This window comes from Amycolatopsis kentuckyensis (genome assembly GCF_002155975.1).
Classification (GTDB): domain Bacteria; phylum Actinomycetota; class Actinomycetes; order Mycobacteriales; family Pseudonocardiaceae; genus Amycolatopsis; species Amycolatopsis kentuckyensis.
The window spans coordinates 1-14,108 of sequence record NZ_MUMI01000458.1 but is presented as its reverse complement, the minus strand read 5'-3'; the positions used below and the strand labels follow the sequence as shown (position 1 = coordinate 14,108).

Annotated in this window: 14 protein-coding genes and 1 pseudogene; 8 read left to right on the top strand and 7 right to left on the bottom strand. The window is 72.6% G+C overall.

Translation table 11 applies throughout. The features are described 5' to 3' along the window. Positions 1-1,393: amino acid adenylation domain-containing protein (locus tag CCN39_RS36735; protein WP_143264283.1), on the bottom strand; the 1,393-nt coding region annotated here is incomplete at its 3' end. 246 nt (positions 1,394-1,639) lie between these two features. On the opposite strand from CCN39_RS36735, the gene CCN39_RS36730 reads away from it, so the two are divergent. After that, positions 1,640-1,915, top strand: coding sequence for an acyl carrier protein (locus CCN39_RS36730; RefSeq protein WP_086849952.1), 276 nt, complete (start codon positions 1,640-1,642; stop codon positions 1,913-1,915). Between the two features lie 31 nt (positions 1,916-1,946). Here the strand turns inward: CCN39_RS36730 and CCN39_RS36725 are convergent, their stop codons facing one another. After that, positions 1,947-2,774 carry a PaaX family transcriptional regulator gene (locus CCN39_RS36725; protein ID WP_086849955.1) on the bottom strand — a complete coding sequence of 276 codons (828 nt, stop codon included), beginning with the start codon at positions 2,772-2,774 and terminating at the stop codon, positions 1,947-1,949. 158 nt (positions 2,775-2,932) lie between these two features. Between CCN39_RS36725 and CCN39_RS36720 the strand changes: the two genes are divergently transcribed. The 3 genes from CCN39_RS36720 (at position 2,933) to CCN39_RS36710 (ending at position 6,300) form a co-directional block, all read left to right on the top strand. Further along, positions 2,933-4,246: an MFS transporter gene (locus CCN39_RS36720; RefSeq protein ID WP_167455290.1), complete on the top strand. Its 1,314-nt coding sequence runs from the start codon at positions 2,933-2,935 to the stop codon at positions 4,244-4,246. Beyond that, positions 4,243-5,589: an alpha/beta hydrolase gene (locus tag CCN39_RS36715; protein ID WP_086849947.1), complete on the top strand. Its 1,347-nt coding sequence runs from the start codon at positions 4,243-4,245 to the stop codon at positions 5,587-5,589. The genes CCN39_RS36720 and CCN39_RS36715 overlap by 4 nt, the downstream gene beginning before the upstream one ends. Before the next feature lie 108 nt (positions 5,590-5,697). Continuing rightward, positions 5,698-6,300: an NAD(P)-dependent oxidoreductase gene (locus CCN39_RS36710; protein ID WP_167455289.1), complete on the top strand. Its 603-nt coding sequence runs from the start codon at positions 5,698-5,700 to the stop codon at positions 6,298-6,300. A gap of 13 nt (positions 6,301-6,313) precedes the next feature. On the opposite strand, the gene CCN39_RS36705 is transcribed toward CCN39_RS36710, so the two are convergent. Beyond that, the gene (locus CCN39_RS36705) at positions 6,314-7,210 is read right to left on the bottom strand and encodes a LysR family transcriptional regulator (protein ID WP_086849943.1); all 897 of its coding nucleotides are present in this window, start codon (positions 7,208-7,210) and stop codon (positions 6,314-6,316) included. A 43-nt stretch (positions 7,211-7,253) separates the two neighbouring features. On the opposite strand from CCN39_RS36705, the gene CCN39_RS36700 reads away from it, so the two are divergent. Next, positions 7,254-8,027, top strand: a complete 774-nt coding sequence (locus tag CCN39_RS36700) for an inositol monophosphatase family protein (protein ID WP_086849941.1) — start codon at positions 7,254-7,256, stop codon at positions 8,025-8,027. A gap of 4 nt (positions 8,028-8,031) precedes the next feature. Here CCN39_RS36700 and CCN39_RS36695 read toward each other — a convergent pair whose 3' ends face one another. Continuing rightward, on the bottom strand, positions 8,032-8,955 hold the full coding sequence (locus tag CCN39_RS36695; RefSeq protein ID WP_208630546.1) for an extracellular catalytic domain type 1 short-chain-length polyhydroxyalkanoate depolymerase: 924 nt from the start codon (positions 8,953-8,955) through the stop codon (positions 8,032-8,034). A 179-nt stretch (positions 8,956-9,134) separates the two neighbouring features. Here CCN39_RS36695 and CCN39_RS36690 point away from each other — a divergent pair, with 179 nt between their 5' ends. Both CCN39_RS36690 and CCN39_RS36685 read left to right on the top strand, forming a co-directional pair. Continuing rightward, entirely contained in the window at positions 9,135-9,971 is an 837-nt protein-coding gene (locus CCN39_RS36690; protein WP_086849939.1) for a PaaX family transcriptional regulator, read from the top strand. 77 nt (positions 9,972-10,048) lie between these two features. Further along, complete coding sequence (locus tag CCN39_RS36685; protein WP_086849937.1) at positions 10,049-11,491, top strand: hypothetical protein; 1,443 nt, start codon at positions 10,049-10,051, stop codon at positions 11,489-11,491. Here the strand turns inward: CCN39_RS36685 and CCN39_RS36680 are convergent. After that, positions 11,488-12,024: a 2'-5' RNA ligase family protein gene (locus tag CCN39_RS36680; RefSeq protein WP_244211162.1), complete on the bottom strand. Its 537-nt coding sequence runs from the start codon at positions 12,022-12,024 to the stop codon at positions 11,488-11,490. The genes CCN39_RS36685 and CCN39_RS36680 overlap by 4 nt on opposite strands. Positions 12,025-12,357: 333 nt before the next feature. On the opposite strand from CCN39_RS36680, the gene CCN39_RS36675 reads away from it, so the two are divergent. Beyond that, positions 12,358-12,948, top strand: a complete 591-nt coding sequence (locus CCN39_RS36675; protein WP_086849933.1) for an SMI1/KNR4 family protein — start codon at positions 12,358-12,360, stop codon at positions 12,946-12,948. A gap of 346 nt (positions 12,949-13,294) precedes the next feature. Here CCN39_RS36675 and CCN39_RS53110 read toward each other — a convergent pair. Together CCN39_RS53110 and CCN39_RS36665 are read right to left on the bottom strand one after the other, a co-directional pair. Beyond that, positions 13,295-13,396: pseudogene (locus CCN39_RS53110) on the bottom strand (hypothetical protein); the annotation flags it as partial. A gap of 198 nt (positions 13,397-13,594) precedes the next feature. Beyond that, positions 13,595-13,840, bottom strand: a complete 246-nt coding sequence (locus CCN39_RS36665; RefSeq protein ID WP_086849931.1) for an ATP synthase subunit c family protein — start codon at positions 13,838-13,840, stop codon at positions 13,595-13,597. Positions 13,841-14,108 lie beyond the last annotated feature (268 nt).

Sequence of the window (14,108 nt, the reverse complement as noted above, 5' to 3'; positions counted from 1 at the left end):
CCGGCGCGCTCTCCGACCCGGCCACCGGCGCGCTCTCCGGCCCGGCCACCGGCGCGCTCTCCGACCCGGCCACCGGCGCCGTCTTCGGCACGATGTACGCGACCAACTGGTCCTCGCGGCCATTGCGGCGAGCCACGACCGCCGCGGCGGCCAGCCCGGGATGGCTCAGCAGGGCCGCTTCGGCCTCGGCCGGGTCGACGCGGATGCCGCGGATCTTGACCTGGTCGTCGGCGCGGCCGAGGAAGTCCAGCAGGCCGTCCTCCCGGTGGCGGACGTGGTCACCCGTGCGGTACATCCGCGAGCCGGGCGGCCCGGCCGGATCCGCGACGAACGCCGCCGCGGTGGCGCCGGGCCGGCCGAGGTAGCCGCGGGCGAGGCTTTCCCCCGACAGGCAGAGCTCTCCCGCCGCCGCCGGCCGCAACCCGGCGTCCAGTACCTGGGCGCGGGTTCCTGCGAGGGGTCGTCCGAGCACCGCGCGGCCTGCGGGCACCGTGTCACCCACGAGACTGTCCACTGTGGTCTCGGTCGTGCCGTAGGCGTTCCGGACCACGACCCCGGCGGCGGTCAGGACCGCCCCGAGGTCCGGATCGACGGGCTCGCCCCCGGTCACGACGATGCGCGGCCGCGCGGGGCCGTCCAGCAGGCCGGCCAGGAGGAGCATCCGGAGGTGGGAGGGGGTCACGTCGAGCACGTCGATCCGCGATCCGGCCAGCGCGGCGACCGTCTCCCGCGGGTCGAGGCGGTCCAGGACGTGCAGTTCGTGCCCGGCGAGCATCCACAGGAGCGGGACCCAGGACGCATCGAACGACAGGGCGGCGGTGTGCGCCACCCGCAGCCGCTCGCCCGCGGTCGCGAAGAGGCCGTCGCGGTGGGCGGCGAACAGGGCGAGGAGACCGCGGTGGGTGCCGAGGACACCGCGCGGCCGGCCGGTGGAGCCGGAGGTGTAGAGCACGTAGGCGAGGTTGTCGGGCCGGATCCGCGGCCGGGGAACGGCCGGCGGGCGGTCGCCGCTCGTCAGGAACACCGGTACGCATCCGGGTGGCAGGTCCCCGGCCAGTTCCGGCCGGGTCAGCACCAGCGTGACCCCCGCGTCCGCCACCAGCGAAGCCCGGTGCCGCGCCGGGTGCGCCGGATCCAGCGGCACGTACGCCGCCCCCGCCTTCAGCACGCCGAACAGCGCCACCACCATGTCGGCCCCGCGCTCGACCAGGAGCCCGACGCGGGTCTCCGGACCCGCGCCGCCGTCGGCCAGGCGCGCCGCCACTTCGTCGCTGCGGGCCGCCAGTTCCGCGTAGCTCAACCGGGTCCGGCCGCAGACGACCGCGGTTTCCGCCGGAGTGCGCGCCGCCCGGTGGGCCAGCAGGTCACCCACGCTGCTCGATGATCCAGTCATCCCCAGAATTCCCCGTGCACGATGCCGGAAATCCCGGCGGTCACGAACTCCGGATACTTCCAGTGGGTTCCTGCCGTCGGCAAGCCGCCGATCGAGGGATCGATCGTCACTGTCCATAATTGCCGCCGACCACAAGAGAAATTGATCGTCCATTGCGGACACATAAAGCAATTACGCCGTTCGGAGCCGTCGGTGCGCCGCGGACCGTGTTAGCTTCGAACGGGGGCATCGGCCCAGGGAGGGCGTGTGACAGGCCGGCAGCCGGCGGACGCGGACGTCACCGGCGAGGAAATCCTGGCCGAACTGACCGGGTTCTTCGCCACCGCGACAGCCGGGAACACCCCCGGCCCGGACGAAGACTATTTCGCGCTGGGGCTGGTGAATTCGCTGCTGGCCCTGAAACTGGTGACGCACATCGAACGCCGGTTCGGCATCGAAGTCGCGGTGGCCGACCTCGATCTCGACAATTTCCGGACGATGAACCGGGTCACCGAGTTCGTGCTCCGGAAACGCACCGCGTGACCACAATGGACCGGACACGAAAGCCGGCGGCCTATCCGCCGGTGGTCGGCATCAGTTCCAGCGTCTCGCCGGCCAGCCGGTCCGCGCCCTCGCGGAAGTCCGCGTCCAGCTTGCGGAACAGCGTCTCGGCCTGGATCGCGGGCCAGTCCCCCGGCAGGTGGCCGGCCGGCAGGTGCGGGTCCCGGCGGACGACGTGCAGCCAGTCCGAGTGCAGCATCAACCGGCGCGTGAGGTCGTCCGGGAACGACGGCTTCCCGCCGTCCCACTTCTCCATGAAGTCGTGGTAGCGCGAGGCGATCGTCGCCGTGTCGAACGCCTTGCGGACGAGCTCGGCCGCTTCCGTCGGCTTCGCCGGGTGCGCCGTGAAGACCGTGACGTGCCCGTCGACGCCGAGCTGCTCGACGATGACCGTGACGTCCCGGACGCCGGGGGCCACCCACAACCCGTTCTGCAGCAGGCCGAATCCCGCCCAGGTCAGTTGCCGGCGCAGGTCGTGGCGGTCGCCGCGGCGGGTGTCGGGCAGGGAGAAGCCGACCAGGGTCCAGGCGCCGTCCTCGGCCCGGTTGACCGCGCCGGTCTCCCAGATCCGCCGCCGGCCGTCCTCGAGGACCGCGGCGAGCCGCTCGCTGAGACCGAAGTAGACCTTCCGCCCGTGCCGGTGCCGGGTCAGCAGCCCGGTGCCCGCCATGCGGGTCAGCGTCGAGCGGACCGCCTCCTCCGAGACGCCGACGCGGCCGAACACGTCGATCACGCTGCCCGAGTAGATCGCGCTCGCCCGGCCGAGCAGGTGGATGCCCAGGAACGTGAGCATGACGGACTTCGGGCGGGGCCCGGAGCCGGTCTCGGCGGAGTGCGTCACGGACGTCAGCGTAACCCGGGTCGCCGCCACTTGATGTTGTGCAGAATATTGACGGCCGTCATACCCCTGACTAACGTTGGGGCCCGCTCCCCCGTCGTCCGCACGCGGACGAACCTGTCCTCCGCAGTGCCCCGCCCCCGAAGACGAGGGTGAACCCCATGAGCACTCAGCTCCGCAGAGCGGTCGCGTCCAGCTTCCTCGGCAGTCTCATCGAGTACTACGACTTCCTCCTCTACGCCACGGCGAGCGCGGTGGTCTTCGGCAAGGTCTTCTTCGCCGACCTCGATCCGGCACTGGCCACGGTCGCCAGCTTCGGCACGTTCACCACCGGCTACCTCGCCCGCCCGCTCGGCGGCCTGATCTTCGGCCACTTCGGCGACCGCCTGGGCCGCAAGCGGATGCTCGTGCTGACCATGACCCTGATGGGCGTCGCGAGCTTCCTCATCGGCCTGCTCCCCGGCTACGCCCAGATCGGCCCGGCGGCCCCGATCGGCCTGGTCCTGCTCCGCGTCGTCCAGGGCATCGCGGTCGGCGGCGAGTGGGGCGGCGCGGTACTGATGTCCGCCGAACACGCGCGGACGCGCCGCGGCCTGTGGGCCGGCTTCACCAACGCGGGCGCGCCGAGCGGCATGGTCGTGTCGACGCTCGCCATGTCCGGCACCGCCGCGCTGACCTCCGAGGCCGACTTCCTCGCCTGGGGCTGGCGGATCCCGTTCCTGCTCAGCATCGTGCTGCTCGCGATCGGCCTGTTCGTGCGCTCCCGCGTCGACGAGACGCCGGCGTTCCTGGCCGCCCGCAAGGAAGAACGCCGGCGGCTCCCGATCGTCGCCGTGCTGCGGGACCACCCGCGCGTGCTGCTCCTGGGCGTCGGCGTCGGGCTCGCCGCGTTCGTCGTCCAGGCCACGCTGACCACGTTCGTGCTCGCCTACGGCGTCCAGCACGGGCACCCGCGGCAGGAGGTGCTCAACGCGCTGACCCTCTCCTCGGCGTGCGCGGTGGCAGGCATCCTGCTGTGGTCGGCGCTGTCCGACCGGATCGGCCGCCGCCCGGTCGTCCTCGCCGGGGTGGCCGCGATGGCGGTGTTCGGCTTCCTGCTGTTCCCGATGGTCCGCAGCGGCAGCGGGCTGCTGCTGGTCCTGGCGCTGGTGATCGGCCAGGGCGTGATCCACCCGATGATGTACGGGCCGCTGGCCGCCCTGTACTCCGAGCTGTTCGACACCGAAAGCCGGTACACCGGCGCGTCGCTGGGCTACCAGCTCGCCGGGCTCGGCGCCGGATTCGCCCCGCTGATCTTCGCCGAGCTCCAGCGCGCCAACGGCGGCGGGTCGACCACGCCGGTGTCGTGGACCATCGCCGCGTTCTGCCTCCTGTCCGCCGTCTGCATGCTGGCGCTGCGGGAGACCCACCGCCGCGACCTCACCCCCGAACCGGGTGTTCCCGCGGCCGCCCAACCGGAAGGACACCGAGGATGAGCAGGTGGCTCCGCCGGGTCGGCGCCCTCGTCGCGACGACGCTGACCGCGTTCGGCCTCACCACGGCAAGTCCGGCACAGGCCGCCACCCCCGCGCACTACACCGGGCAGCTGCCCGACGGCGCGAGCTGGGTGGCGGACGTGCCGGCTTCCTGGAACGGCACCGTCATCCTCTACAGCCACGGCTTCGGCCCCCTGGAAGCGCGCAACGCACCCGACGAGCCGACCGGGCAGGCCCTGCTCGCGGCCGGTTACGCGCTGATCGGCTCGTCCTACAGCGGACCGTCGTGGTGGGCGCTCGCCTCCGCCCCGCGGGACCAGTTCGCCTCGCTCGGCGAACTCGTCCGGAAGATCGGCGAGCCCCGCCGCACCATCGCGTGGGGCACGTCGATGGGCGGGCTGGTCAGCGCCCTCGAAGCCGAGTCCGGCAACCACCGGCTCGACGGCGCGCTGACCACGTGCGGCCTGGTCGCGGGTGCGCTGAACCTGAACAACTACCAGCTCGACGGCGAATACGCGCTGTCGCGCCTGCTCGCCCCGGCCCAGCCGGTGAAGCTGGTCCGGTACGCGAGCGCCGCGGAAGCGAGCGCGGCGGGCGCGGCGCTGACGAAGCTCGTCACCGACGCGCAGGGCACCGCGGCCGGCCGGGCCCGGATCGCCCTCGGCGCGGCGCTGATGAACATGCCGCCGTGGCTGACCGGCGACGCCCCGCCCGGGCCCGCCGACTACGCGGGCCAGGAACAGCAACAGCAGCAGGCCCTGGCGCAGTTCGTGCTCGGGTTCGTGGTGTCCGGCCGCTACCAGATCGAACTGGCGGCCGGCGGGAACAGCGCGGCCAACCGCGGGGTCGACTACCGGGCCCTGCTGTCCGGCAGCCCGCTGGCACGGCAGGTCCGCGCGCTGTACCGCACCGCGGGGCTCGACCTCGACACCGACCTGGCCGAGCTGACCCGCCACGCGGACGTCACGCCGGATCCGCAGGCCGTCGGGACGCTCGCCCGCACGTCCACGGCGACCGGGCGGCTGCGCGTCCCGTCGCTGGCCATCCACACGACCGCGGATCACCTGGTCCCGGTCGAGCAGGAGAACTGGTACGCCCACCGGGTCCGCGCGGCGGGGCGGGAACCGTTGCTGCGGCAGGCTTACGTCGACGCGGCCGGGCACTGCGCGTTCCGGCCGGCGGAGACCCTGGCGGCGCTGCACGCCCTGGAATCCCGCATCGAGACCGGGCGCTGGCCCGACCTCCGGCCGGAGCGCCTCAACGCGGCCGCGGCCGAGCTCGGAGCGCCGGGCCGCTACCTGCGTTACACCCCGGCGCCGCTCACCGGCTCGGACCGCCACTGAGGCAAGAGGGGCGGCCGGGGTCGCGGCCGCCCCTCTTGCGTCTCGGTAAATCATTTCTTTCCGAACTTGCATTTGATGTTATGGGCCGGCGTCCCTAGCGTGGTCGGCATGAACCTCACCGTCCTCGGGGCGTCCGGCCGGACCGGACTCGCCCTCACCCGGGAAGCCTTGCGGCGCGGGCACACCGTCACCGCGGTCGCCCGGGATCCCGGTCGTATCGACGTTCCCTCGTCGGCCCGGTTGCGCAAAGTGGCGGGAGACGTCGAAGATCCGGCGAGCATGGTCGTCGCCGCCGGTTCGACTGTCCTTTCCGGACTCGGGACGGACCGGGCGGGGGTGCTGCTGGCGGGCGCGAAGGCGGTGGTCGCGGCCGGGCCGGCGCGGATCATCTGGCTCGGGGCCTACGGCACGGGCGAGTCGGCGCCGGTGGCCGGCGACGCCGCCGGTGCGCTGGGGAAGCTCCTGGGTGAGCGGCTCGGCGACAAGGTGGCGGCCGACGGGACGATCCTGGCGGCCGGCGGCACGGTGTTCCACGCGGGCCTGCTCGCCGACGGCCCGGAAAGCCCGCGGCGGCGCACGGTCGCCCTGGAAGCCGGGCCACCGCTGGATTTCCAGGCGGTGATCAGCCGGGCCACCGTCGCCGCGGCGATGCTCGACGAGGCCGAGACACCTCGGTTCGCGGGCACGATCGCGCTGCCGCTGCCGGAGTGACCACCCCGCCGCGCTAGGCGGTGATCTCGTCCAGCGCCGCCCGGACCTGGCCGCGGAACCAGGCGTGGGCCGGGTCGGAGTCGTAGCGCTGGTGCCACGTGCCGCAGATCTCCGCCTCCGGTGCCTCCGCCGGGAGCGGGCGGGTGATCAGCCCGAACGCGTCGATCAGCGGACGGCCGAGCACCGCCGTGCAGCTGACCAGCGCGTCACTCCGCGCCGCCAGCCGCAACGCCGTCGCGAGCGTCGCCACCGACGCGATCACCCGGCGGCGCAGCCCCTCGGCGGCCAGCACGTCGTCGATCGGCGCGGTGAGCCGCCCGCGGCGGGAGACCAGGACGTGCGGATGGGCCGCGAACGACCGCAGATCGAGACCTCCGGCCGCCGGGTGGCCCGGGCGCATCGCCACCACCAGGCAGTCGCGTCCGAGCACTTCGGACCGGAACTCGGGCAGCTGCGGCCGGGCGCCACCCAGTTCCACGTCGACGCGGCCGTGCCGCAGGTCGTCCGTGTCGGCCGAGTGCTCCGCCAGCACCCGCAACTGCACTCCCGGCGCCTGGTCCTGGAGCCGGCCGGCCAGGACCGGGACCACCGACGTCGCGAGCGCGTCGTGGCACTGGATCGTGAACGTGCGGTCCAGTCCGGCGAGGTTCAGCTCGCGGGCCGGCTGCAGGACCTCCCGGGCCTGCCGGACCAGCCGGTGCACGTCTTCGCGGACGGCCGCCGCGTACGGCGTGGGCACCATCGCGTGGCCGGTGCGGACCAGGATGTCGTCGCCGGTCACCGCGCGGAGCCGGCCGAGGGTGCGGCTGACCGCGGGTGAGGACAGGTGCAGCCGCTCGGCCGCGCCCATCACGCTGCCCTCTTCGAGCAGCGCGTCCAGCACCGTGAGCAGGTTCAAGTCGAGTTGCACGAACGCAAGACAACCACACCCGGAAACCCGCACAGGAGAAGTCATGAGCCAGGACCTGCTCGCCGCCACCACCGCCGCCGTCCGCGCCGCCGGGGACCGGATGCTGGAGCGCTACTCCCCCGCGTCCCGCCAGCGCGGGCTGACCGAGTTGCTGCACAGCCTGCACGCCAACGACTCCGCCGTCGCCGACGTCCTCCGGCCGGCCCTGGCCGCCATCCGGCCGGAAGCGCGCTGGCTCGACGACGAACACGGATCCGGGCCGCTGCCCGGGGGCGAGTGGTGGCTGGTCGACCCCATGGGCGGCAACGTCAACGCCGTGCACGGGATGCCCGACTGGAACGTCGGCGTGAGCCTCGTCCGCGACGGCCGTCCGGTGCTGGCGGTGCTGTCCTTCCCGGTGCTCGGCGAGCTGTTCACCGCCACCGAAGGCGGCGGGGCGCACCTCGACGGCGAACGGCTGCGGGTCTCGGCCAAGACGGCGCTGGACGGCGCACTCGCCGGCACCGGCCAGGCCCAGCCCGGCCACGGCTTCCTCGAGGAGCTGGGACGGTCGTTCACCGCGATGTCGGAAGCGGCGCTGTACGTGCGGATCTCGGTGCCGGTGACGCACCAGCTCGCGCAGGTCGCCGCGGGCCGGATGGACCTGCACTGGCAGTTCGACAACGTCCGGTCGCACGCCGCCGGCGTCCTGCTGGTGCAGGAAGCCGGCGGCGTCGTCACGGACCTCGACGGCGGGCCTTGGGACCTGACGAGCACGGGCTACCTCGCCGCCGCGCCCGGCGTGCACGCCGCCGCGCTGAAGGTCCTCACCGCCTGAACGCTCACCCGCCCAAGCCGAAGAAAGCGATCGCGGCGGCGGCCATGCCGGTCGAGGGCAGGCTGTGCCCGGCGCCCTGGATGCTGTAGGCCTCGACCTTGTCGGCGAAGCGGCGGCGGTTCCAGCCGGCCTGCGGGGTGTCGGACGACGTCGGCGTCTGGCTCAGGCCGAAGACGTTGGTCCACTGCTCGATTTCCTCCTGCAGCAGCGCGTACGGCACGAGCGTGTCGGCGGTGCCGTGCCACAGCTGGACGCGCGGGCGGGCGCCGGTGTAGCCGGGGTAGGCCTGGCGGACCGCGTCACCCCACTGCTGGGGCGTGCGGTTCGCGCCGCCGCTGCCGGTGCACTTGCTCGACCACGGCGGGAAGTCCGCGGCGTTCGCGAAGCAGTTGAAGGGGACGCCCATGAACGCCGCGCCCGCCTTGAACACGTCCGGGTAGAGTGCGAGCATCTCGTTGGTCATCATGCCGCCGGAGGAGGAGCCGGTGGCGAAGACGCGGTTCGGGTCGCCGCCGTAGTGCTGCTCGGCGTAGGTCACCATCGACACGATCGACACCGGGTCGCTGCCGCCGCCCCGGCGCTTCGCCGCGTCCGACCAGGTGTCGAAGCACTTCCCGAACCCGGCCTGCTGCTGGGCGCTGGGGTAGATGACGAGGAACCCGTAGCGGTTGGCCAGCGAGGCGAATTCGCTGCCGGAGTAGAACCCGGGCCCCGAACCGCCGCACCCGTGCATCGCGACCACGATCGCGGGGTTGGCCGGCCGCGCGTCCGGCACGTAGACGTGCATGCGCATCCCACCCGGGTTGTTCCCGAAGCCGGTCACTTCCACCAGCGAAGCGGCCGACGCCGGGGCCGGGACCACGGCCGAGGTGACGGCCAGCAGCAGGGTACTGGCCATGGTCACGAACGCCGTTCTGAATCCACTCATCGGTGACCTCCGGTCGGCGATCCCCCTCGCGACCGAGGTTAGGCAGATTCAGAACGACCGTCAACAATTCATCGAGTATTCCGGGATACCGAAACTTTCGAACTCGGTGATACTCTCGAAATGCCGGACAAACGATTGATGATCGTCGTTCAAACAGTGAAGAATCAGGCGGGGGACGCATGCTCGAAGCGGCCGGCCGGGTGGCCGACGACGGCGCGCCGGGGGTGCGGCCCGAGGCCCTGCTGCTGACGCTGTTCGGTGATCACGTCCTGGACCGCGGGATCGCCGTGTCGACCGGCGGGGTCATCGCCACGCTCGACCGGCTCGGCGTCGGCGAACACGCGACGCGGGCGACGCTGAGCCGGATGAGCCGCCGCGACCTGCTCCACACCGTCCGCCGGGGGCGGCAGGCGTTCCTGGGCCTGACCGCGCACGGCACGGCGGTGCTGCGCGACGGGCAGCGCAGGCTCGACGGCGACGTCGTCGACCGGCACTGGGACGGCCGGTGGACACTGCTGACGTTCTCGGTGCCGGAAACCCGGCGCGCCGACCGGTACGCCCTGCGCACCCGGCTGGGCTGGTTCGGGTTCGGGCCGCTGCGCAGCGGGCTGTGGGTCTCGGCGTCGGCCGCCGACATCGCGCCGGCGCTGGCCGAACTCGACCTCCTCGACCACGCCGAGGTCTTCCGCGCCGAACCGTTCATGTGGACCGACCCGGTGCGGATCGCCCGCGAAGCCTGGGACCTGCCCCGGATCGCGGCCGGTTACGAGCAGTTCCTCCGCCGCTGGAGCGGCGGTGCGCCGGGCGAATTCGGCGACGAGCTGTCCTGCCGCATCCGGCTGGGGGCGGAATGGCTCCTGCTGATCCGCCGCGACCCGGTCCTGCCGCCCGCGCTGCTGCCGCCGGACTGGCCGGGCACCCGGGCGGCGGCCCTGTTCCGCTCCCTGCGGCAGCAGTGGGCGGACCCGGCCGGGGAACTGGCGGGCGAGCTGCTGGAGTTCCTCGTCGAGGAATGAGGTCCGACGGCGGTTGCCACGTTGCATGCCACGTTGCAAACTGGGACCCCCCGTCGTCCCCACTCCGGAGGTCACCGGTGACCGACTTCGATCGACGCGACGTGCTGCGTGCCCTGACCGCGCTGGGGGTGACCGGCGTGACCGCGAGCCTGTTCGGCGGCACCGCCGAAGCGGCCGGCACGAGCCCGCTGGACCTGAAGTTCTCCGTCGCCGAGCAGTTCCGGCCGTTCGACCTGATCGCCCCGAAGTTCGTCCAGCTCGACTCCCCCGCCCGGTCCGGCGCGCTCGTCCGGACCGGCATCCGGCCGAAGGCCCCGTACGGGACGGTGACCGTGCAGGTGCTCGACGACCGCGCGCCCGTCGTCGCCGGGCTGGCCGGGGCCGGGGTCTCGGTGCTCGGCACCTACGACGCCGCCGCGGGCCGGGCGGGCATCGAGATCACCACGGCCGCCGGCACCGCCGTGGTCAAGACGGCGCCGGCGGAGCTGCGGGCGCCGTTCGGCTTCGCCGTGGTGGTCAACGAAAACGCGGTCACCGTCCTGGCCGACCAGGGCACCGGCTGGCGGCCGCTGCTGACCGAGCGCGACCAGGTCCGGGCGCGCCTCGACCTGCGCGACCCGGCGGTGCTGGGCCGGCTGGGCTACGCCTACGGCAGCCGCGGGCCGGCCCGGCTCGGCCGGGTCCGGGCCGGGTACTACGGCCAGGCGGGCGTCCGCGACCCCCACGTCGTCCAGTACGCCGACGGCCGCCCCTACATCCGCCACGGCAAGCTCTACCTGACCATGACCAACGCCGGTCTCGGGTTCTTCCAGCAGGCGCACTGGGCGGTGTGGACGCTCGACCTGGCGGACCCGACGAAGCTGGAGCAGGTGGCGACGCTGTTCTTCGAGCGCGACGGCGTCGTCCTCGGCGACCACGCGGGCCAGATCGTCGTCGACGGCCACCGGTTCATCCTGCTGATGAGCTCCTGGGGCGACTTCTCGTTCAACGGCGTCCACGTGCGCCACACGGTCACCCGCGCCGACGTGCTGTCGGGCGTGCACGTCCTGCCCACCGAACGGCTGCCGCTGCCGACGAGCGTCAGTTCCTGGGACCCGGCCCTGACGAAGATCGACGGCCGCTGGCACCTCGCGTTCGTCGAAAGCCCGGCCCAGCAACCGGCCTTCGTGTTCCACCCGGCCCTGGCGGCGGCCCCGCGCGGCGCGGACTACGACGAAGGGCTGACGCTGCTGGGCGCCGACGTGTCGGTGAAGCAGACGGAGGGAACGATCCTGCAGCGGGTCGGCGGCCGCTGGTACGTCTTCGCCAGCGACGGCGATGCCCGGGAGTACCCGGTGTACGACTTGAGCCTGCGGAAGCTCGGAACGCTGAACGCACCGTACGGCACGAACATCCCGCACCCGATGCTGGTGAAGATCGGCACCCGCTGGTGGCTGCCGACGTTCGACGGGACCCAGTACGCGGAGGACGTCCTCGGCTACGGCGGCCACGGTGACTTCATCCTGATGCGGTCGAGCTAGAGCCCGAACTCGGCGACCGTGCGCCACGAGCCGGCGTGCGCGCTGCCGGCGATCAGGCGCACCCGGTCGACGCCGGCCCGGATCGGGAGTTCCGCTGCCACCTCGGCGGCCGCCCTCTCCAGCGCGGCGGCGTCGGCCCGGCGGGTGCCGCCGATCGTCAGGTGCGGGATCACGTCGGGATGTTCTCCGCCGTACGGTGGGCACTCGGGGAACCTGCGCCACACCCGCCCGGTCAGCGCCCGGAACGGCCCGGCCGGGTCGGGGGCCAGCCAGAGCACCTCCCGCCCGAACCACGCGATCCGCGAGAACACGCACTCGAAGGCACCGGTCCCGGCCACCGCGGCGGCCAGTTCGCCGACCACCGCCGCGGTGATCCGGCCGGGCGGGAGGAACGGGTAGAGGACCGTGACGTGGGCCGGAACGCCCCACACCGCCGAATGGTCCAGCGCCTGCCGGTGGGTTCCGACCACCGCGTCCGCCGCCGGGACCGGCACGATGACCGCCGTTTCGGTGGCGCCCGCCAGGTTGTCCACCACCGCATGCTCGCACAGCGTTGGCGATCGACCGAAGCGGTCCCCTTGCCGCCGGAGCTTGCTCGGGGCCGTCAGGCCAGTGCCTCGGCCCGGCGGATCACCTCACGGCACAGCCGCCCGCGTCCCGCCGATCAGCTCGAGATCGTCGCCCGCAGCCGGGTCGGGTCCTCTGTGGACGGTACGCCGAGCGGGTGGAAGCCGAACGACCAGGAGCGGTTCTACGTCGCAATCACGCCCTGACGCGGCGAAGTCGTTGGGATGATGGATAGGCTGTGTGCGTGCCCGGCGGGCACACCCACAGCACGCACTCGGAACTGGGATGGGTGATCCGGGATGACGGCGCCGGTGACACCGACGTGGCAGCAGATCGTCACTCTGCTGCAGGACCTCGCACCTGCGACGGCACGGGTGATCAGGCCTCCAGCGCCGGCCGCGGAAGTGCAGCGTGCGCTGAACGTGCTCCCCGCCGAACCGCCCGCCGACCTTCTCGCGTGGTGGGCGGCCATGGACGGCATCGACGACGAGCAGGACTACCGGGCGGGCGCACTGATCCCTCACCACTTCGTACCTCTTGCCGTGCACCGGGTCCGGGAAGAATATCTTCGGCAGCGGGAATATCGCGATCCCACCTGCTGCACCGACGACAACCGCCACGACAAGCCCGCCGGCGAATCCGTCTTCCCGTACTGCACGGCGCTGATCCCCGTCTGTCGCTCCGTCGACGGCGGAATGCTGTGCGTCGACACCCGACCTGGTGCACGGTACGGCTGCCTCATGGACTGGTACGCCAGCGAAGGCGCCTACGCAGCCGAGTGGCACAGCGTGACCCACATGCTCAACGACGTCGCCGGACGCCTCGTCGGTACCGGATCCGGTGCAGCCGCCGTCAACGACGAAGGAATGCTCAACTGGGACCTCGGCTGAGGTCAAGTTTGCTGCCGGCAGCGAAATAGGCGGCCTTGCCGAGGCCGAGGTGGTCGCCCGGATCAGCGGCGGCAAGCTGACGACGATCACCAACGACCTGCGGACCATGGTCCAGACGGTCGAGGACAAGGCCGGGAAAGGTCCTCAGGCCGGCTGACCGGCCGCGGCGGCGAACGCACCGAACAGCGCCGCCCGGGCGGGATCGGTCGCGGCGGTGTCCTCCGGGTTCCGCTGCAGCCCGAGGAACCAGCCGCGCGCGGACGGCAGCTCGATCGCCTCGCGGTGGTCCGCCGAGGGCCACGTTGGCGACCTGCGCGCCGCGGCAGGTCGCCGGCAGCGGCCGCCCGGCCTCCAGCGCCCAGGCGGCCAGGTCGAACGCGGCCTGGTCCCGCCCGGGTGCAGGTCGCCGCCGCCGGGCAGCAGCATGCCGTCCGCAATGGACAGTCAGGCCGAGACCCCGGCGGGGTGCCTCAGCAGCGGCTCGCCACCGGCCGCGTAGACCGCTTCGAGCAGGGGTGCAGCCGGAACGGGGACGCCGGCGTGCTCAGGTGGCCGGACAGCAGGTGGCGTGCGGGAGTGGCCACGGTGCGCCGGAACGATCCTGCCCCGCGCCCGGCGGGATTCGCCGGGTGCGGGGCAGGGAGATTCACCGGTTGGACGCGATGAAATACACGACGACCCCGATCAACGCGAGGACTTCGCTCAACACGAAGGTCGAGTACCCCAGCGTCTGCAGTTTCCCGCGCGCTTCCGGCTGCCGCGCGGTACCATTGATGACGGCGGCGAAGATCAGGCCGACGCCGATTCCGGGGCCGATCGCCCCCAGCCCGTACCCGATGGCGGCGAGGCCGGGGTTGATGTTGACGGCCTGGGCCAGAACTGTGTCACTCATGGACATTCCCCTTCACATCGGTCCACGCGCACGCTCGCGTGGAACAGCGGGCTCGTGCGTCACACCGGGCATGGGTCAGGGCTGCGCGAAGGCTTCGGAAATCGCGGAGGAGACGTCGGATCGAGGCAGATCTCGCCGGCCGGGCGGGATTGTCGGTAATCGAGTGGTCCGAACACGGACAGGATATCACGGGAAATCGGAGTCCGCCGCCGGATAAACGGGAGACCGATCCGGAGTGTCCACTGTGGCCGGTCCGGCTCGCGAGCCG